A 19,793-nucleotide genomic window follows, 5' to 3' on the forward strand; every position below is an offset into this window, starting at 1 on the left:
CACCATCGGTATCCGCATTGTTAGGATCGGTGCCGTTCTTGATCTCGTCGCCGTCGTTAACTCCATCGCCATCCGAGTCAGCGTTGTTTGGATCGGTAGGCTGGTTTCCGAACTTATCGTTCTTCTCGCCGGACTTTTCTTCTTCGTCGGTAAGGCCGTCTCCGTCAGAGTCCAAACCTACGATGACCTGGAATTCAGCCGTATCCTTAGTGCCGTCGCCATAGTTCACGTCCACAACAACATTGAACGTGTCGTTGTTTTCGGCGTCTGCAGGAGCAGTCACCTTAACAGTGCCCTCGTCGTCGACAACTACGGTGTAGCCGGCTGGGATGTCAGCTTTATTAGCGATATCGAAAGTCGCGTCAGACGGAAGTGGCTTGTCGGTCACCACTGGATTTTCGATCTCTTCACCAACTTTATCCTTAGGGATAACCAAGCGGTTGTAGTTGGGGTTATAGAGCTCGTTCTCTGGGGTGTCGGTGCTATCAGAGGCCTTGACCTTGAAGGGAGCCTTCACCTCATCCTTGCGCTCGCTACCGTCATTCTTGAACGATACTTTGACATCCACATCCTTGTCAGATTGGAGATTCTTTACCGTAATCTTGCCGCTGGCCGAATCGATAGTTGACTCAGGATCACTGATCTCGAAGCTAGGCTTAACATCTCGACCGTTGAGATCATCGACGGAAAGCATGTCGTCTTCTGGCGTAGTCAAGTCGTCGAACGTTGGACTCTCGGATGTAGCGTCGCCACCAACTTCAACCTCGGTGGTATCGTACTTCGGCTCGTAGCGCTGAGCGCTGGTGCAGCCTAGATCGTCAACCTTGTCCTTGTCCTCGGCTGGGGTGTTCGGGCACTTGTCGCGAGAATCCGGAACCTTATCACCGTCGCTATCGACGGCAGAATTGACCTTGAAGACGGCAACGGCATCCACAGTTTCGTCTGGGTTTGTAAGCAAACCGCCAACCAGCACGGGAATCGAGTAACTCTTATCGGCAGGGGCACCGTCCTTGAATAGGATCGTTACCACACCATTTTCGTCCACACTGACCTGATCGCTGGTAATGCCGTCAGGCAACTCGGCCTCATTAATCTTGAAGGTGGCCGAATCGGGCTTTGGCATTGGCTGATCGTTTTGGTCCAAGAACACGGGGGTATCTGAAACACCTTCGGACGCTCCAGCGTCAACGGCCTTCTCTGGATAAGTGACCAGCACCTGTAGCACCGATAGTGCGATCTTGTCAGTTACCGTTACTGGTTCTAAAGCTTGAATAGCGTTTGAAGCCTGTACCTTGTAGGTAACAGTGACATTGGGGTCATCTTCGGAGTGGCTAGCCTTTTTGCGTGGGGTTCCATAAATCCAACCCTTAACCTTATCACTGCCGGCAGTCCGAACAGGGGTCATCGAGCCTGGAGCATCAGCAGGCTCAGTTGTTGAAAACTCTAGACCTTCTGGTAGGCCTTCTACGCTGACGATCTCGGTAACTCGATACCCGAGAGAGGTGTCGATATTTGGCGCGCCACCCTCGTTTTTAAGATCGCCGGGCTTAGGGAACCCTGTAGGCTCTATAACTTGCTTATAATAGCGGCCTACAATTGCGTCTTCAACGGGTATGTCGGTGGTAAAGACTAGTAGAACCACTTCGGAGGCCACTCCATCGAGCTTCGCCTCAACTTTTAACTCCTTAACACCTGATTCCTCAGCTTTGCCTGTCATGATGCCGTTGGAGTCTACTTTTAGGCCCTTTGGCAGACCCTCTATTACATTGACCTCGGTAGCAGTCTTACCTTTGAAGAGATTAACATTTACGTCGTCGTAGTTCGAGATGTAGATTGGAGTGCGAACTACGAATGACCCAAGAGCTATGATCGAGTTTTTAAATTCCTCCGGCTTTTTGACTTTCTCAGGTCCCTCATCAGACTCGGGATACAGCTTGGCGGTATACAGTGTCTCATCGGCTGTATCTACAGGCACCTCAATAGGGCACGATGGGAGGGTAGAGTCATCCGCCACCTTAACTTCGGTGCATTTCCAGTCGCTGCCAAGGTCGACAGGATTACCTTGGTAGTCATACGCTTCCCACGTGATCGTGTAGGAAGCATTTCGATCTGGAACGAACCCAGTTCCGAAAGTGTCGACCTTGAAACCAGCTGCAGCGGGCCTGTTCGTCGTATTGTAATTCTTCACCCCGAAGTTGGCCTTGGCCAAAGTCCATCCGAAATTGTAATTCTTCCAGAATCGAGCATCGCCCGAATTCGCGGACATATAGTTGGCCGCACTCCAACCGCCATTATAAGACTTTTCGGATTGCTTGTAAGTGTTTCGGAAGGGGTAGCCGTAGCGGCCGGCCCAACGCCCGCCCAGGGACGGGTCTACGTAACCTACGCCGTCGATGGAGCCGAGGGAGTAATCACCGTTAGCTTCTTCGTTGACGAGGGAGACATTCATCCACTCCCAGTTAATATGTTTGGAGTTCTCGTCCGTACCGACTATGAAGCCATCTTGGTCCCAACCTCCATCGGCAGGTGACGCTGCAACAGTATCACACTTGTTTGCAGGAACTTTACCGCAGTCGTTGGGGAACGCTCCGTACAGGCCGTTAAATTGGATCACGTATTTACCATCGAGACCAGCGACTCCCATAGCAGTTTCTGCGATCCACTCTGGGTGCTGCTGGATCTGACTCTTAATCCAGTTCTGAAGCTTTTCTTCGTACTCTACGCTCCAGTTATCATCTCGGAAGTTCTTAGACGAAGGGAAGTCGACGGGCTGCACTTCGTTGAAGTGTTCCATGATTTTCTCAATGGCACTATCAGTGAGGTATGAAGCGATAACCTTCTGGTTCGGAACAGCACGGTCGTACCCTTTATGATATTTAATAAACTGATCCCAGTTGATCTTTCCGTCGAGGTTGCCACCATTTTCCCAGAAGACACGACCAGTGATCTGTCCGTATCCCTTAGGGTCACGGCGGCTGGAGTTATCAACCCATTGCTCCCGCGGTTTGTGGATCAGTGTTTTGTCACTGTCCTTGACCTTTGGAGAGAAGAAGATGTAGGCGCCGTCTACGTAATTTCCAAGAGCTGGGCGCCATTTAATGCCACCACTGGCACTGTCGTGATTGTACCCATACGGGCGTAGGGAGTTGGCATAACCCCAGAAATACTGGAGATTTTTGTTAGGAGCCTCGGCCCAGATCTTGATTTTCTCGCCGTCACCTTCGCCGATACCATTCAGCGGGTTCGCGTCAAAGACGCGCTCCTTACCGCGAGCTACAAAAGATTTCAACTTAACTGTGAAGCGACCATTGCTGTCTGATTCGCTCATGTAGATAGGAGAAGCTATGCCGTCTTCAAACCACTGGACGTAGACTTTAGCTCCGGCAAGGGGTTGGTCCTTCTTAATCCGAGCGATGCCATAGGCAGTGGCGTCGTAGACGCCGGTAGTCCCGACGTGGGCCTGGCTTCCCTCTTCATAGACGTATCCAGATACCGTATGACGGTCTCCTGGTTGTGCAGGTTGCGATTCAATAACTTCCTGACCTGCCCAGGTGAGGTTAGATGAATTAGGTTGGCTTGGGGTTTCCTGCGCACTTGCGGTGGAAGGAACCAACATACCAGCAGTAAAGATGGATGCTGTTCCAATTCCTGCTATGGCTTTGCGCCAAGCGGGAACCCAGACCCTTCCCTTCGAGCTCTGAAAACTTCGCGACACTCTAGTGTTCCTTTCGTTCTGGATTCATTTTTTGAAATCCAATCATCATGAGAGCGATAAGACGTCTCAACCGCCCCTCACAAACAGTCAGCCGTTAATTTTCTAGTCTATTTACGTACCAACTGCCCGTGTACCTCTGACCCAACGGGCGTCTATCATCCCAGGCTCTTCTACCTGGAAGCAGATGACGTTGCAGCTTGGATACACAGGGAGTTACTCTAACATAATAGTTCTCAGCTTTCTATCATGAAACTTTCAGCTGACCCCTAAATACGGGGTAATAAGCGAGCTTGCTAAAAATTGGCGAATCCATCCTCAGCTTTTCAAGCGACAGTAGAAACGCACCCCTGTGGTGACCGCTTGACCTGGTTGACTAATAGCCGAGGGATAAGCGGTGGTTAGAGGATTTTCTCGGTATTCAAGAGCATTAGTCTCGTTCCATCATCCTTCGAGCAAAGTGCTCCAGGAACACTGCGTCGTCCAGCAGCCAGAAGTAGTCGATAGTTTTAGATCGGCGGGGCGCTCGTGGCTGTAGCCTTAAGGTTCCAACATTATCACGAGTGTATGTGCTAGATTTCGCTGTGTTACTCATTCGCCTGGTTAAGATCTGCCACTAAGAAGGCAAAGTGCTCCTCGATGCCATGGACGCAAGCAAGACCTTATTTTGAATTTTGACGAAATATAGCAGCTGGCTGGCAGGTGCCAGAAGGTTCGTACGCTTGACCCACCATCAAAGGTGGGTGGTGTTGGCGGAGTTAGCCCGAAAGCAAGGCTCTATAACAACCTTGAGACCCGAAGTAACTAGGGAGAACATGGGAAAGACGGTCATTTGTCGGCAACTAGTTCTCGTACACCCACTCTAACCAGGAGGTTCGTTTGGGATTCACTCAGGATTGAGTGAGTGGTAGCTTACTATCGTCGGGGGTAGTGGCACATTGGGAGCGCAACCGTAATAGCATTGTTTCTTGTCATGTCGCATCAGCACATTAGACTTTCGGTGTTTAGTGGTGGAACATTTTCCACTACCGACCACTACGTCATTCAGGTTCCGCCAACCTCTGTTATGGGGGAGGTACTGACTCGGCTTATTGAACTAGTGTCTCTTTTAGCCGCGCCTCGATTTCCTTCCAGTTGTAAACATTCCACGCGGCCATTACATAATCGGCTTTTACATTCTTGTACTGGAGGTAGAAAGCATGTTCCCACATATCAAGAAGGAGGAGCGGGACAGCTTGGTGGGGGTAGTTATTCTGATGATCCTCGATCTGCTCAACAATGAGGCGGTCGCCGATTTGGTCATAGGCAAGCACAGCCCATCCGGAACCCTGAATGCCCAAGGCCACGGCGTTGAAGTGGGATTGGAATTTCTCAAACGAACCGAAATCACGGTCGATGAGCTCAGCAAGCTTACCTGATGGCTGTCCACCACCCTGAGGAGACAGGTTCTTCCAGAATAAGCAGTGGTTGGTGTGTCCACCGAGGTGGAAAGCGAGATCCTTCGACAGTCCGGTAACCACGCCGTCAATCGCGCCATTTTCACGAGCTGCTGCCATCTTCTCGAGTGCGGCGTTAGCACCAGCAACATAACCAGCATGATGCTTTGAGTGATGGAGTTCCATTATCTCAGCACTGATATGGGGCTCGAGGGCATCGTATGCGTAGTCGAGCTCAGGAAGGGTGTACTTGGTCATGGTGGTTTCCTTTCAAATGGTATGTAGCGAAGCGTTAGTGTGAGCTTCGCTACTCTTAATACCAATGATAGGCAAGATTGAACTTTGCGCAATAGCCTTGAAATTTTCGGTCGCCTCAACAGCCCTTTTAAGGGTACACTAATCTAATATTTTGATCCAACGCGGGTGGATCGATGTTGTTTTGGAGGGCACAGCTAAGATAGGTGATTAAGAACTAGGACGACCTCTGTTCGGTCGGCGTTAATTATGGTCCTTTAAAAAAAGATGGAGCTGAGAAAGAAATGGGTTTCCTTTTCGGTAAACCAACGGCGCTTGTACCCGTTGAAGAAGCATTGAATGGTGGGCAACACCGAGTTTTGGAAAATCCTCAGCCACACTACGTACTTCATACCCCCATCACGGGCCCACAGGATAAGAATCATGATGTGGTTTACGTTGCTCTAGGCTGTTTCTGGGGAGCGGAAAAGCTGATGTGGGAAACCCCTGGGGTGGTATCCACCGCGGTGGGTTACGCTGGAGGCGTAACCGCTAATCCAACGTACCGTGAGGTTTGTTCTGGTCGGACGAATCATACTGAAGTCGTGCAAGTCGTTTTTGACCCAACGATGATAAGTTTCGAGCAGCTGATTGCCATCGCATTGGAAGCTCACGACCCTACCCAAGGATTCCGGCAGGGAAATGACGTGGGCACCCAATATCGGTCAGCAATCTACACCCGGACACCCGAGCAAGCTGCGCGGGCGGAGGAAATTGTGTCACGCTATGCCCCAAGGTTGCGCGCCGCAGGCTATGGGGAAGTAACCACCGAAATCCTTCTCTTATCGGACACTCCCGCCGCAACTTTCTATCTGGCTGAAGATGAGCACCAACAGTATCTAGCGAAGAATCCTGCGGGATATTGCCCGCACCACTCCACGGGAGTTGCCTGCGCTATTGAAGCTTAATCACGACTACATATACAGACATACGCTTGTGCTCTTTTAGTGGTGCACGAGGGGGCATTAGTATCTTACGGGGCTTTCTTGTGCGGATGCTTAAAATCTCGTGAGAGAATTAAGCGCATTGTCCACCTGTCAGCCCTTCCAGGTTCTAAAAATTTTAGTTGATCCACGAACTACACGTGACGCCACCACTTAGCGTTTCCTCCCTTCAACAATGAAGAGCGAGATATGGTTCTCCTCGCGCATAGTCGTTACCTTCTGGCCGCCTTAACACCTAGGGGGAACAAGGTTTTTCTACTCACGCGCTACGGTTCTCTCGTCCTGGTTATAAAGCCTCTTTTCTGGGCTATGCTTCCCCCTTGAACAAGTGCCTGGGTTATAGGCTCTTTTCGTTACGTGTATGAGGTGTCGAGCCCAGGAATACCCGGCGCGCCGCGGTGGAGGAATTCACGCACTGCGGCGGTGGCTCGACAATCGTCGCCGTTATAACTCAGCAGTGCGGCCTTAGCAGTATCAGAAGCGGGCGCTAAGGCAGCGACTCCTATAGCCTCAAGGTAAAGGTTGACTGAACCCTCCCCATCAAGATCTGGTACCTGCCAGTGGTAGCCAGTTATTGGTGCCACCACTTTGAGTCCGAGCCCTGCGGTTCCCTCGAATTGGGCTCGGACGAGGGCAAAGATGTCGATCCATTCGTGGGAATCGATAAAAGCCTCAACTTCCGCTGGGCTAGGGAGCCCGGGGATTTCCTTATGATAAGCGGGATAGAAGCGTGCAGCACTGGAGCGCAGCCAGTGATTTTCACCGTGTTGGGAATAGCAGAATACCCCAACACTTAAGCCTTGCGAATGAGCGTGCTCACGCCTGCCTTGTAACCATTGCCAGAAATGAGCAAAATTTTTGGCCTCTGCTACCCCTCCGAGGTCTTCCCACGTGACAAAGGGGCGGTATTCATCACCGTCGAACGCACCCCAGAGATATGCTCCCTGATCGAGGTACGCTTCGACGTCGATGTCTATCTCAACGTCGAAACGCGGTGCAGATGTGACAGGCACTTTTTTCATCAGAGCTTCACCGCGCTGCCAGCACTGAGCGATTTGCCCATCCACGCTTGTTGGCTGGGCGTTAATGAGTCCGGTGACCGTGGTGATACCTGCTTCTTTAAAGCGGCGTCCTTTATCGCCAGAGAACACTAGTGAGATATCGTCTCGGTGCGTTAATTCTGTATGGCATAGCCGCCAGAAACGACATCCGCCACATTCCTTAACGCGATGCGCCGATTGTGGTATCGGTTGGGCGAGAGCGTGGTCGAGGCCTTGCTGGAACAGCTCGGTATTCACAATAAAACCTAAGGTGCGGTTCTGACCGATGATGATACCGCGGGCGATATCGAGTCCGAGATCATCAAGAGCCCGTGCAGCCAGCGCTAATTGGTAGGAGTCCGTTGAATGCGGCTTTAATTTATACGCTTGTGTATGGGGAAGACCCAACCCAATTCGGCGGGTGTCAATTGTTTTGACGAGTTTATTATGTGCCTTGCGAGCAACGCGGTGATTACTCACAATCAATGGCATATAGGCATCGCCATGGCGCACGAGGGCATCGACTTCCACTCCAAATTCCCTGCCCGCCACTACGGTGGTGAGATAGGCACCGGTGATGAGGGTCGCCTGAGAGGCGAGGGCCTCGAGGGTTGAAAACCAGCGGGTCTCTTCATCGGCTACGAGGTCGATGCGGGTGAAGTATTTATTATCAGCAATCTGAGGGCGGGTAGGCAGTAGCGCGAGTACGTCGGCTCTGGCATAGTCCAGACGCTGTGCTCGCGCCTTCGCAGCCGCGGTGGCTTCCCAATCGGGGTGGGAGGTTTTTTGGCGTCGCCGATAGCGGCAACCCACTAGATCATGGGGGCGCCAGAGGGGCTTATTCGCTGCAATCTCCACAATTAAACTAGCCTAAGGCAGGAAGCAAGGTAGTGTGGAATCGACAAGAATTTTTAAGAATCACTGAGGATTTAAAGGATTACCGATGGGCTTATTCAGATCCCTGTTCAAAAAACGTGCACAGCGCAAGGCTGAACTCAAGGTAGCCAAGGCGCGCGCTCGCGCCGAGGTCAAGACCTCTGCGAAGATGAAGAAGCGTCTCCACAAGCGTCTTGCGCGCGAGGAGAAGAACCTGCTCAAAATGGAGCAGAAGACCTTAAAAAAGCGCGATAAGCATCATGAGAAGATGGCGAAGCTCAAGCTCGACCAGCTTAAAGAGGGACGCTTCAATGCCAAGAAGGTACTCCGCTACGCCACCGCATTGCGGGCGCTTGCCCCCTTTGCTTTGCCGGTTATCTACCGTGGGATCGTAGCATTGCGGGACAAGAGTTCCGAGAATCGCGCTCGCCAACTGGGTGTAAAAGTCGAAGATCTCGCGGAATTCTCCGGGCACGGTGCTGAACTACGTGCGAAGATTGCTCAAGTTCGTAAAGCTGCTGAGCAGTTCAAGATCCCGGCAGGCTTGCAGCACGATATTAACGAGCGCTTGGATGAGCTCAATGCGGCAGTTCATAATGCCGAGTTGATGACTCCCGAGCCGCGCTCACGAGCCCACCGCTCTATTGAAAACGATATTGACAAAGTCAATAAAGAACTTTTAAAGAATATCGTTTAGCACCACGTCGAGCTTCAAATCCCCTTAACTTATCGGTCACATACCGCCGGGTTGAGGGGAATTTTATTTTACTATCAATACTACTTCCTAGTTTTCTCCACCATCGAGCAGGGTCTTTAGTGGGAGTATTGATAAACTGTTAAATTTTAGGGATTTTAAGAGGCTATGGTGAGCGCTATTTCTTATATATGTGCGGGTTAATCTTTTACTGCTGATAGCCGCCAGATTATAGAGCATGTGTCAATGATCGAAACCGTAGGTTCTCGAATACCACCCGCATGATTAAGTTCGGCTAGAGTTGGCGTAGAGAGATATAACATGTGATAGTTAAATATTTAAGGCCTACAGTTAATACCTTCATTGGGTAGTTCATTGTCTTCTTAATGGCAAGGGCATACTGGTAATTGTGGTCATTAAAAATATTTATTCTAATGCTCTAGACAGCTTTCTATGAAGGAGAAATCATGGCGCGCCGAGAGATTACTCAAATAACTGACGACTTCGATGGCTCGATTCTTAGCGAAAATGAAGTGCATGTCATTCGCTTCAGCGTGGACGGATCTAGCTACGTAATGGACGTGTCTAAGAAGAACCGCGAGCTCTTTGAGCAATGTATTGCAGACTTCATTCCTAAAGCACGCAAAGATAGTTCCCCCGCTGGCGCAACAGCGAAATACGACGCCAAGAAGGTTCGCGAGTGGGCTCAGGCCCGCGGCCTGCACGTTGCTGAGCGGGGCAAGATCTCCCAGGAGATCATCTCCGATTATCTCGCAGCCCACGGGGGAGTTTAAGCTCTTTTCTGTGAGCACACCATATGCAGAACTTCTTTATCTCCGATCCCCACTTCGGTCACAGTCTCGTCTCTGAGCTACGAGGCTTTGCCAGCCCCCACCTGCACGACGAGCAACTGATCACCGCATGGATTACCGCACTTCCCGCGAATCGCGAGATAAATATGTGGATTTTGGGCGATCATTCCTGTGGCCCCATGTCTGCGGAAGATAGAGCCCTCGAAACTCTAGCTCACTTCCGCAATACCATGCTGCACAAAAAGCAAACACTCGTCCATCTTCACGGTGTGCTCGGCAATCACGATAGCGCTCATCCTATGCGCCCGCACTCAATCCGAGAACAACGACGGTTTACCAACGTCTACGACAGCATTCACACCAGCAATCTCGTGAGCATCGCGAAGCAGCCAGTACTGCTGTCTCACTTCCCCTACGATGCTGATAGCCGAGAGTCCGATCGGCTCAATCAGTGGCGACTAAAGGATCTAGGCACACCCCTTATCCACGGCCATACACATGCCACCGAGCAGCTAAGCTACTCAGCTCAAGGAACTCTCCAAATATGCGTGTGCGTAGAAGCCTGCCCCGACTTCGCACCCATATCCCAGACAGATATCGCGCGAATTATACGCCCCTCATAGCACGCCTTGTTCACGAGCAGCTGCTACTGCAGAGGTGCGAGAACGCACTCCTAATTTGTCATAGATATGCACAAGATGGCTCTTGACCGTGGCCTCCGAGAGCAAGAGGATTTGCCCAATATCGCGGTTAGAGGATCCAGAAGCTACTAATTTCAGCACTTCCAGTTCGCGTGGAGTCAGCGATGTGCGAGGAGTACGTACTCGTGTCATCAGGCGATTGGCCACCGTTGGCGAAAGAGTGGAATCCCCCTCTGCTGCGGAACGTACGGCGGCGATTAATTCCTCAGGCGGGGCATCTTTTAAGAGGTAGCCTAAGGCTCCCGCTTCAATGGCACCTAAGATATCGGCGTCGGTATCATAATTAGTTACTACCAATACGTGTGGCGGGTTCTTCATTGTGCGTTTGATTTCTGCGGCCGCATCGGCGCCCGTTGCCAGCCGAGTACCTTCCACACCAGCTCCGAAGCGTAAATCCATCAGAATCACATCGATACCGCCAGCCTGCGCGGCAGCAATGGCAGCCTCCGCTGTGGCCACCTCACCGATCACTTCGATATCGTCGGCTCCTTCTAAGACGGCTCGCAGACCGAGGCGCACTATTTCGTGATCGTCGGCAAGGAGAACGCGAATCATATTGAAGCCTTTCGAAGAAGAAGACAGGTAACCTTTAGTATAGAAGATTTAAAAATCTTAGCCTAGCTCACCGGTATCCCCACGCTGACCGCCGTTCCGCGGCCAGGTGCCGACTCCACGCTCACCGAACCTCCGAGCTCCTTAGCGCGCTGGCGCATCGCATTGACTCCAATATGACCGAGTCCCACAGGCCTATCAGCCAGCTCATTGGGATCAAATCCGCTGCCATCATCGACAATATCAAGGCGCACTTCCTCCTCGGAATAGCTTAATGTCACCGCGCATCGCGTGGCGTGAGCATGCTTGGCCACATTGCCCATTGCCCCCTGCGCGATCCGCAAGAGTGCCGCCTCCACCTTCATGGGTAATTGCCGCTCCTCGCCATCAATATGGATAGAAAATTCTGGTCCCACAAACGCTTCCGCCACTCGGTTAAGTGCCCCTTCAAGAGATGTTTTACTCAGTGCAGCCGGCTGAAGGGCAGCGATCATAGCCCTAGCCTCTTGGAGGTTATCGGCAGCGGTCTGCCGCGCCAAGCGCATATATTCTAAGGGCTTTAATTGCTCGTGCTGGCTGATCGACGAACGCTTGACCTCTCGCTCCGCCACATTTAAGAGCATTTGAATACTCGAAAGTCCCTGTGCCAACGTGTCGTGAATTTCGTGCGCAATGCGTTGACGCTCCTCCGCGATACCCGCCGCCCGTTCCGTTTCGGCCAACTGATTACGGGTAGCCATGAGCTCAGCGATAAGAGCTTCACGCTCCCGAGCACCGCGCCAGAGAGCTTGAAAAGCCAAATGAATGCCTATGACCACTAGCGCTGAAACCGCCGGGCCCATCACAGCTCCGAAGGTGAGATTGGCACGATAACTCAAAATTGCCACCGCTGTTGCCCCAATAACGGCAATGATGCCCCGGTAATCAGGCAGCACCCGTAGGTAGAGGAAGAAAAGCGGAAAAACCAGATATACACTGACGGGAATGACCGGCAGCATCACTACCCAGATGAGTGTAAGGAAGCTAACCCAAAACAGTTTCCACCTTAATCGGTCATGAGCACGTGTGACGGATAGTGCATAAGCAAAGCCAAAAGCCGTGCACAGTAGCACCGCGATAACTGCCTCATCTCGATGAAGTCTCGCCGCGCCGACAAGGGCCACGGCGAGCAAGAGTGCGGTGATCACGGTCATGGCACGTCGATAGGCGGCAGCACCTGGTTGAGAATCGTAGGTGGCCACATCTCCGATAGGGATATTAGTGAGATCCCCTGTTTTTTTCGCAGGTATCGGGGCGGGCTCTAAGCTAGGCTTCATGAACTTGACTTTACCTGGCCCAAAAATGCTCGCAACGCTGCTTGCTCCGGCATTATTCTTCACAGCCTGTACCGCGCAACCGGCTAGGGAACCCCAGTTATCAACTCAAGCGGCCGAGATGCCGAATGAGATGCCTGGTGAGTTTCTTAGCGACGGTCTCGCCCCCGATGCTCACCCTGAGGTACCTCGAGAAGCTCAGGACCCCTGCCCCTATCTCGATACTGAATGGTTAGCACGAACCAATGGACAAAAGGTCACCTCGATGGGGGTGGATTCACGATTTGTCACCCCAGCATGTGTGTATTGGTCCTACCCACCTGAACCTCAGGCAAGTATTGTGGTGCGGCATATGCCCACCGTAGACCAAGCCATTGAGGTGGTTGACATCGCCGCACCGATCGCCGACACCGAGCCCGTGGATACTACCGATGGATGGTCGGGTGGACGTGGAGGAGGCCCCGAAGGAGCCGTCTACGCAGTACAAAAAGGAAGCATCGCCCTTGTAGTGAGAACCAATCAGCCGCAATCAGTGAAGGCGGAACTCATAGCTGAGGAGGTCATCCGCCAACTCGCACTCTAAACCGCGACGTCGTTATACGGGAGCTGGCTCGAGATCCATGGGAAGACAACATTCATGAGCAGGAAAAATACCGCGATAAGCAACGCCAGCACTATAAAGAATTTGAACCACCGAGGCCCAGGCAACAATTCCCACAATAACGCGTACATTGATTACCGTCCTTCCAGAATTGGCGGGATATAGGAGCCATCCTTCGGATGGGAATCTGCGAGCATAGCGTGCACAATCATGCGCTCAGCATTGGAAAATTGCGGGTGGCAGGTGGTGAGAGTGAGAACCGGCTCCATGTCTGACGTGGCTTCTTGCCCAATGATCCCAGGGCGAGCGCCGATAGTGGATACGTCTGAAGGAACAGTAATGAAGCGACCGCGAAGATCTTGGTAATCGCCCTGTGCTAGGCGGTCGACTTGCTCCGGGTTCAAGCAGTGTGCGGCCTCCTGCCGACGCTGATCCGGATCGGCTGCCATGGGGGCGACGCGATAGGTATTCCACGCATCAGCTGTCTCAATAACAATGGCATCGCAACTGCGCAGGGCCCCAAGATCGTTAAACGGCGCACCCTTACCCACTCGGTGTCCCGCAACCGCAAAATTGCCTGGTTGACCCGGCATCTGAGTATCTGCATAATGGCCGGGACCCGCAAGAAGTGAGGCATCATCGGTGCCTTCGATGATGGCAAAAGAAAAATCCGAGCCGAAACTGGGGATATGCATTTTAGCGAAGGCGGTACCCAGTTCGGGGCGGAGCTTTTGCCTCGGATTGACCCTCTCGGCCGCTGAGTTCCAGGTATCGTTTAACTCAGTATTAGCCTCAGCCTGGAGTTTAGCTGATTCGATATTGGTCCAAAACGATTCATAAACGGCGAAGAGGAGAATCAAGATACCGACCGTCAGAAAGAGCTCACCGATAACCCCAAGAGCCGTTAGCCGTGGGTGATGCCGCTGTGCATGAGTCATCCTCTAGCCTCGTTTTCCAATCAGAGCCCCATATCAAGCACTCATTCTAACAGTGTGACACGATTGCCCACTACGCTGGCATAGGATAGGCTCACGGTTTTTAAGCTTTACTATAAGGATAACCAATTGCTTGAGATATTCATCTACCCTGTTTCCGCTGTGATGAAATTTTGGCATTATTTCCTCCACACGGTCGTCGGTTTCACCGACTCCCAAGCCTGGGTATTCTCAATTTTTGGGTTGATTGTAGTGGTACGTGCTCTCATCGCCCCCACCCAGTGGTTCATCCTTAAATCAGGTCGTATTAGTACGATTATGCGCCCGCGTATCGTCGCCTTGCACGCCGAATACGAGGATGAAGTGGACCCCGCCAAACTCAAAGAAATGGCACGGCGCGAAAGGGAAATCCAGAAGGAGCTAGGATATACGAACGCCGCTGGTTGCATCCCACCGCTTATTCAGATTCCCTTCTTCATTGGCCTTTACCAGGTACTCCTCAGAATGGCGCGACCCAAGGAGGGGCTGGACTCCCAGCTTCATCAGCCCATTGGATGGCTAACGAGTAATGATGTTTCCAGTTTTTTGAGTGCCCGCTACGGAGATGTGGCGCTGCCTGCTTATATATCGATGTCTCCAGAACAATTACAAAGACTAGAGACAACATACGAGGCGGTGATCCAATTCAACGTGCCACTCATCTTAGTCGCCGGTATCATTACCTCCATCAACCTCACGATTTCCACTGTGCGCAACCGCTTTGCCATGGATCATGAGTCACGGGTGGCTGAGGTTTTACTAAAGTGGATGGCCTGGGCTATTCCGCTGGTTCCGCTGCTACTCTTGCAGGCAGGGGTCACGGGCCCGATCCCGGCCGCTATCGCTATGTACTGGGGTGCTAATAACCTATGGACCCTCGTTCAAAATGCCACCATCTACCTCATCCTCTATCGGGTCATGCCTTATGGAGAAGACGTTAAGCAGCATCAGTACACTAAGAGGGAAGAACGTTTAGAACGACAGCGTATCCGCCGCCGGATGCGCTGGAGAAGAAGATTAGCATTAGTTGGCTTCATCGTGGCACCGTGGAAATACACCAGACACGCTGAGGCTCTCAGCCAAGCGAATAATTATTTCCGCGAACAAAAAGCTGCGCGCAAAGAGAGGAAGCTGAAGCGGAAAGAACTGAAGACCAAACGCATCCAGGCACGCCGGGAAGCTAGATTGCGTAATCAGCAGGAGGAGCACTAAGTAACTGCACTGCTACCTCACGGGCACGATATAAAGGCTCCGTACTGCGACTAATCCGCGCGGCCTGCAATCCGCCGTCGAGAAGCAGAAGTAACTGCTGGGCTTGGCTATTGCTGGGATAGCCGTTCATGGAGTTGAGAAGACTCGTCAGCGTTTGCTCGCGCCACTGGAAGTGATCTCGTACCGCCTCGATGATGCCGTGCTCGGCCTCAGTATCAGGACGCGGAAATTCGGTGGCAGCGTTATGAAAATGAGAACCTCGGAACTCATTCGCCTCTGCTCCATCGATGGCTTGATCAAAGAAGGTAAGTATTTTGCGGTCGAGGAGGTCATAAACCGCTAGATAGGAAGTCATCTCTTCGCGATAATCTTTATCGAGGGATTTTAGATATGCGATCACGAGATTATCTTTGGATCCGAATAGTGAGTAAAGCGAGGCTTTAGCCACATCTGCTTCACGCAGCACACGGTCGATACCGATAACCCTGATGCCTTCAGTGGTAAAAAGTGATCGGGCGCTCTCGAGGAGGCGTTGCCGCGGGGTGGGGCGCTGACTGCGTCGATCCTTCGCAGTCGATGAGACCTGCTTCTTCCCTGCAGCCATGACACTCCTTCTGTGACGATCTGGATTCTTTCAATGAACAGACTAGTCTATTAAGTATAGAAAGCCTATTTCTTTCGCGCAGCAAAAAAGCGGCACTCCCAGTAAGGGAGTGCCGCTTATTTTGCAGAACTTTATTTGTTCTTCATGATTAACTGCAGGATGCTGAGCAGGATAACAGCACCCAGAAGGCAGGTTACAAAGCTAAAGATGAGGCCGCCACCGGATACATCGAAGTTGAACAGCTGCAAGATCCAACCACCTAGGAGGCCGCCAACGACACCAACAACGATATTGAGGCCAACACCTTGGCTAGCATCAGTACCCTTTACTTTCGAAGCGATCCAGCCAGCTAGTCCGCCAATGATGATCCAGCCGAAGAAACCGAGGCCAAGCATGAATAAATCTCCTTATAGGTTATATATGATCGTAAATTCGGAGCAAAGCGCAGATATCTCTTAGCTTTTTCTTATAATCTCCTCTTACCACTATAGCGGGGAATCTGCAGAAAAACGACAACGATCCGATAACGAAAACCTAGGAGCTCGCCGGGCGCACAACGACCATGGGGCAGGGCGAACTTTGCAAAAGCGCCCGAGAGGTAGAGCCCAGTAACATGCCCCGGAAACCACCGCGCCCATGTGAGCCTACGACGAGCAATTGCGCATTCTCGGCTGAGTCAACCAACGCCCTTACTGGGCGATCGCGAGTAATGACCATCTCCACAGCCACATCGGGATATGTGCTTAAGAATGGCTCCAGATCTGACTGTACTTCTTGGATCTGGCGTTCCTCGACCGTCGCCCACTCGCGCTGCGCCGCAGCCAAACCAGCGAGTGAGGCCTGGACCTGCATATCCATCCACGTATGCACGGCGATAATGCGCGTTCCCCGGGCTGCAGCTTCACGGAAGGCGAATTCAACGGCTTTTTGAGAGACATCTGAACCATCGACGCCCACGACGATCGGCCCGTATTTGGTTGTTTCATTAACTTCGTTGTCTTCACGGACGACGACGACGGGGCAATGCGCATGAGAAACGACGGCTGCCGACACTGATCCCATTACCATCCCCGACAGGCCGCCAAGACCACGTGAACCCATCACGATCATGGTCACGGTTTCACTGAGTTCAAGCAGCATATCGATGGGGGTACCCTCCGCGAGGGTGTACCCTATATGGAGATCCGGTGCGACCTCTAAAGCTATGGATTTTGCCCGCTCGATGATCTCCATGGTCTCTTGTTGGAGATCATCGTAGAGCTCCTGTGGGGGCATGATACCGTCGGAGTACAAAAACTGCGGCATGGTGTAGCTCGCTGCAATTTTCAGCGCTACCCCCCGCTTGTGAGCAGTATTAGCCGCCCAGCGCACCGCATTATCAGCGGCTGGGGAGCCATCAACGGCGACGACAACAATATTTTCTCGGGACATGGGGCGCTTCTCCTATGTGCACTGGGTTGAAACAACAAAGCTCTTATTGTTTCCTTATTTCTACACTCCAGTGTACTCGTCACACCTAGCCTTCAGTTGTGAGCCCAGCCACTACTTTAGCGGCGCACAGAATCGATGAGAGTGGAGGCAGCGTCGGTCACAGCATCAATTTTGTCCAATGTTGCCGCTGGGGCATTAGCCGGATAGAAGACCGCATAGAAGACTTTCACAATCGTCTCTATGATCTTGCCTATATCGGTAGCTAGAAATTTCATCAATGGTTCCAAGAGCGCGTTCATATCCATAAAAAATCTCCTCACATAGTCCTGACAATAAAACTATCGGGCGTGGGTCAACGACGTTACGCCACGATGGATAGGATACCGCGAGCCAAGAGATGGTCTCCAATTTTCCCGCTGAGCCTTCTTGCTTTGTAGCATGGAATATTATGGAGTCAATCAGGCGCCCTCGGGCACAAAGGCCTCGTCCCCCTTTAGAGATCCGCGATGGGCTCAATCCGTCCCGCGCCCGCGTACCAGATAGCGCCAACGGCATGACCGCCTTCGATTTTGTATGGCATCTTAAGAGCACGCAACGGTACCGACACCCGGAAGATACCCGCGAGAACCTACTCAAAGAATTCCAGAGCGGGAATATTCGCCTCGGTCTGTGGCCTCGAGATCGAGAGCTTTCGGCGTCGTCCACGCTTAAAGCTGGTGAGGATATTTGGTTCTACCGCATGCCTGCAGAGGAAAAAGAGATTCCTTATGAGATCAACATTATCGACGAAGATGAAAATCTGCTCGTCGTGGATAAGCCCCCATTTTTATCTACGATGCCACGGGGGCGTCACATCAGCCAGTCGGCAACAGTTAAACTCCGTCGCCGCTGCGGCAATCCCGATCTCGCTCCAGCTCACCGCCTCGATCGGCACACAAGTGGAGTACTGATTTTTACTAAGAAGAAGGAGATGCGCTTTCCGTATCAAAACCTTTTTGCTACCCGTGCGGCCACTAAGATTTACGAGGCGACGGCCGAGTATACCGAGATTCCCCCGGGCGCCCAGTGGGCCCACCACTTGGAAAAGACACCCGGAATAGTGCAGGGACGCATTCTCGATGGTGAGCCTAATTCCTTCACCACCGTCTCGTCTGTGACCCCGTGCGATAAAGCGCGAATGGCTGAATTAAAGAAAATACATGGAGCTACTTTGGCTCCCCAGGCCATCTATGAATTGCGTCCCCAGACGGGAAAGACCCATCAACTGCGTTTACAGATGCTGGCGGCGGGTATTCCTATTCTAGGCGATCCAGCGTACCCAACGGTTCTGCCCGAGGATGAGGAAGATTTCTCCGTCCCTATGCATCTAACGGCCCGGGAGTTGCGTTTTATCGATCCACTCACGTCTAGAGAGCGACGCTTTCGATCACCGAGGGTGTGGTAGCAAAAAAGGGCTTGGATTGCTTAGACCAAGCCCTTTATAACACGTAATCTCGCGATTTAGCGGAAGGTAGGGAGACCTGGGGCTGGCTGCTGCCCGTGAACCCAGCCTTGGGCTAATGCGAAGTTGAAGACGGAACCCCAGAAGGCGTAGAAGAGACCGAATCCTACTACGGAGCTGAAAATATAGAGAATAATGCTAAGAGCTGAATCGGCTGCGAGCGAGGAGGTGGTTTGGGCATGCACGGCAGGGGTGGCGCAGGTGATCATAGCAATAGAGGTTGCGCCAGCAATAGCTGCACGGATAACCTTTTGATTAAGCTTCACGATGGTACCTTTCGGCTTCGGGGAGAGTGTAGATAAGTCGTCGCCTAAACACTGTTTAGTCATAGTGAATATAGCACTACTTGTGTGCGAACCTGAGAAAACCCTTGGAGAAACCTGTCAGCCGCATTAAATTACCCCAAATCAGGGTAAGAAAACCCAAAAACCGCCGCAGGGGCACGGGTGAAGCGGTGAATAGATATCTATTCCAGGTACGCGACAGGCATTGCTGCTCCACTTACCTCGGTGGGTTTATGAGCCGAATACACGCACATTGATCAGTGAGAGCCTCAGCCACAGAGGGGGCCAGCACGACACCTTTCTTAAAGCAGATATCAGAGGGACTCATTCACACCCGCACGAACTTGGAGCCTGATTTTCTCCACCAACGACACCGCGTCCACGATGCTTGGGCACAAGATACCTGCGCGGATAATATGCAACTAGAGAAATAACAAAGAGCGCCGACGGCTACAAGGGAGTACCCAGGGCGAAGGAGTACCGGGGATAACAAGTCAATCTAGGGCTTTAGGACTCTAGCGAACCACGTGGGTGAATAATTACTTAGACCAGTGCCTCTTCGGCACTTAAGTTCCGTCCGTACTACTTAATCTGTGCCGGCGGAGCAGCAATTCGGTTCTGAGGTAGACAGCAGCTTGAAGAGAAAACGAGTAGTCCTTAACTTGAAGATCTAGCTCCTAGGAGAAGCTGGGGTGGTTTGCATTTGGTTCCTCTTCCCTCAAACACTACAAAGCCTACCCACCCCAGACTACCCCAACCCCCACACACACCCCACACACACAAAAAAAGGGGGAGGGGATGCGCACAAGCAC

Annotated in this window: 19 protein-coding genes; 7 read left to right on the top strand and 12 right to left on the bottom strand. The window is 52.0% G+C overall.

Annotated features, from left to right (window positions below):
* On the bottom strand, positions 1–3,616 hold a 3,616-nt coding region (locus tag NXT00_RS09235), incomplete at its 3' end, for a Rib/alpha-like domain-containing protein (protein WP_259158787.1).
* A gap of 1,184 nt (positions 3,617–4,800) precedes the next feature.
* Positions 4,801–5,406, bottom strand: a complete 606-nt coding sequence (locus tag NXT00_RS09240; RefSeq protein WP_259158788.1) for a superoxide dismutase — start codon at positions 5,404–5,406, stop codon at positions 4,801–4,803.
* A 281-nt stretch (positions 5,407–5,687) separates the two neighbouring features.
* On the opposite strand from NXT00_RS09240, the gene msrA reads away from it, so the two are divergent.
* On the top strand, positions 5,688–6,350 hold the full coding sequence (gene msrA, locus NXT00_RS09245; protein WP_259158789.1) for a peptide-methionine (S)-S-oxide reductase MsrA: 663 nt from the start codon (positions 5,688–5,690) through the stop codon (positions 6,348–6,350).
* Positions 6,351–6,739: 389 nt separating this feature from the next.
* Here the strand turns inward: msrA and NXT00_RS09250 are convergent, their stop codons facing one another.
* A complete protein-coding gene (locus NXT00_RS09250) occupies positions 6,740–8,284 on the bottom strand; it encodes a TM0106 family RecB-like putative nuclease (RefSeq protein ID WP_259158790.1) in 1,545 nt (514 codons plus the stop codon).
* Between the two features lie 85 nt (positions 8,285–8,369).
* Between NXT00_RS09250 and NXT00_RS09255 the strand changes: the two genes are divergently transcribed.
* The 3 genes from NXT00_RS09255 to NXT00_RS09265 all read left to right on the top strand — a co-directional run bounded on the left by NXT00_RS09255 (position 8,370) and on the right by NXT00_RS09265 (position 10,431).
* A complete protein-coding gene (locus tag NXT00_RS09255; RefSeq protein WP_259078487.1) occupies positions 8,370–8,999 on the top strand; it encodes a DUF6474 family protein in 630 nt (209 codons plus the stop codon).
* 464 nt (positions 9,000–9,463) lie between these two features.
* Positions 9,464–9,790 (top strand): Lsr2 family protein, encoded by a 327-nt coding sequence (locus NXT00_RS09260; protein WP_259078486.1) that lies wholly within the window; start codon positions 9,464–9,466, stop codon positions 9,788–9,790.
* A gap of 23 nt (positions 9,791–9,813) precedes the next feature.
* Positions 9,814–10,431 (top strand): serine/threonine protein phosphatase, encoded by a 618-nt coding sequence (locus tag NXT00_RS09265; protein ID WP_259158792.1) that lies wholly within the window; start codon positions 9,814–9,816, stop codon positions 10,429–10,431.
* Here the strand turns inward: NXT00_RS09265 and NXT00_RS09270 are convergent.
* The gene (locus tag NXT00_RS09270; protein WP_259078483.1) at positions 10,426–11,064 is read right to left on the bottom strand and encodes a response regulator transcription factor; all 639 of its coding nucleotides are present in this window, start codon (positions 11,062–11,064) and stop codon (positions 10,426–10,428) included. The two genes, NXT00_RS09265 and NXT00_RS09270, sit on opposite strands and share 6 nt — an antisense overlap.
* 62 nt (positions 11,065–11,126) lie before the next feature.
* The gene (locus tag NXT00_RS09275; protein WP_396124971.1) at positions 11,127–12,377 is read right to left on the bottom strand and encodes a histidine kinase; all 1,251 of its coding nucleotides are present in this window, start codon (positions 12,375–12,377) and stop codon (positions 11,127–11,129) included.
* 25 nt (positions 12,378–12,402) lie between these two features.
* Here NXT00_RS09275 and NXT00_RS09280 point away from each other — a divergent pair, with 25 nt between their 5' ends.
* Positions 12,403–12,957, top strand: a complete 555-nt coding sequence (locus tag NXT00_RS09280; RefSeq protein ID WP_396124972.1) for a DUF2020 domain-containing protein — start codon at positions 12,403–12,405, stop codon at positions 12,955–12,957.
* On the opposite strand, the gene NXT00_RS09285 is transcribed toward NXT00_RS09280, so the two are convergent.
* Positions 12,954–13,106, bottom strand: a complete 153-nt coding sequence (locus tag NXT00_RS09285; RefSeq protein WP_259078480.1) for a hypothetical protein — start codon at positions 13,104–13,106, stop codon at positions 12,954–12,956. The two genes, NXT00_RS09280 and NXT00_RS09285, sit on opposite strands and share 4 nt — an antisense overlap.
* Positions 13,107–13,109: 3 nt before the next feature.
* Positions 13,110–13,913: a class E sortase gene (locus tag NXT00_RS09290; protein WP_259078479.1), complete on the bottom strand. Its 804-nt coding sequence runs from the start codon at positions 13,911–13,913 to the stop codon at positions 13,110–13,112.
* 126 nt (positions 13,914–14,039) lie between these two features.
* Between NXT00_RS09290 and yidC the strand changes: the two genes are divergently transcribed.
* A complete protein-coding gene (gene yidC, locus NXT00_RS09295; protein ID WP_259158794.1) occupies positions 14,040–15,161 on the top strand; it encodes a membrane protein insertase YidC in 1,122 nt (373 codons plus the stop codon).
* Here the strand turns inward: yidC and NXT00_RS09300 are convergent.
* The 4 genes from NXT00_RS09300 to NXT00_RS09315 all read right to left on the bottom strand — a co-directional run bounded on the left by NXT00_RS09300 (position 15,130) and on the right by NXT00_RS09315 (position 17,501).
* Positions 15,130–15,765 (bottom strand): TetR/AcrR family transcriptional regulator, encoded by a 636-nt coding sequence (locus tag NXT00_RS09300; RefSeq protein ID WP_259158795.1) that lies wholly within the window; start codon positions 15,763–15,765, stop codon positions 15,130–15,132. The genes yidC and NXT00_RS09300 overlap by 32 nt on opposite strands.
* A 131-nt stretch (positions 15,766–15,896) precedes the next feature.
* A complete protein-coding gene (locus NXT00_RS09305) occupies positions 15,897–16,160 on the bottom strand; it encodes a GlsB/YeaQ/YmgE family stress response membrane protein (protein WP_259158796.1) in 264 nt (87 codons plus the stop codon).
* Between the two features lie 139 nt (positions 16,161–16,299).
* Positions 16,300–17,196, bottom strand: a complete 897-nt coding sequence (locus NXT00_RS09310) for a universal stress protein (protein ID WP_259158797.1) — start codon at positions 17,194–17,196, stop codon at positions 16,300–16,302.
* Positions 17,197–17,312: 116 nt separating this feature from the next.
* The gene (locus NXT00_RS09315; protein ID WP_259078467.1) at positions 17,313–17,501 is read right to left on the bottom strand and encodes a hypothetical protein; all 189 of its coding nucleotides are present in this window, start codon (positions 17,499–17,501) and stop codon (positions 17,313–17,315) included.
* Between the two features lie 143 nt (positions 17,502–17,644).
* Here NXT00_RS09315 and NXT00_RS09320 point away from each other — a divergent pair, with 143 nt between their 5' ends.
* A complete protein-coding gene (locus NXT00_RS09320) occupies positions 17,645–18,640 on the top strand; it encodes a pseudouridine synthase (RefSeq protein ID WP_259158798.1) in 996 nt (331 codons plus the stop codon).
* A 56-nt stretch (positions 18,641–18,696) separates the two neighbouring features.
* Here NXT00_RS09320 and NXT00_RS09325 read toward each other — a convergent pair whose 3' ends face one another.
* Positions 18,697–18,963: a hypothetical protein gene (locus NXT00_RS09325; protein ID WP_259078464.1), complete on the bottom strand. Its 267-nt coding sequence runs from the start codon at positions 18,961–18,963 to the stop codon at positions 18,697–18,699.
* Between the last annotated feature and the right edge of the window lie 830 nt (positions 18,964–19,793).

This window comes from Corynebacterium sp. ES2715-CONJ3 (assembly GCF_024814365.1).
GTDB lineage: Bacteria > Actinomycetota > Actinomycetes > Mycobacteriales > Mycobacteriaceae > Corynebacterium.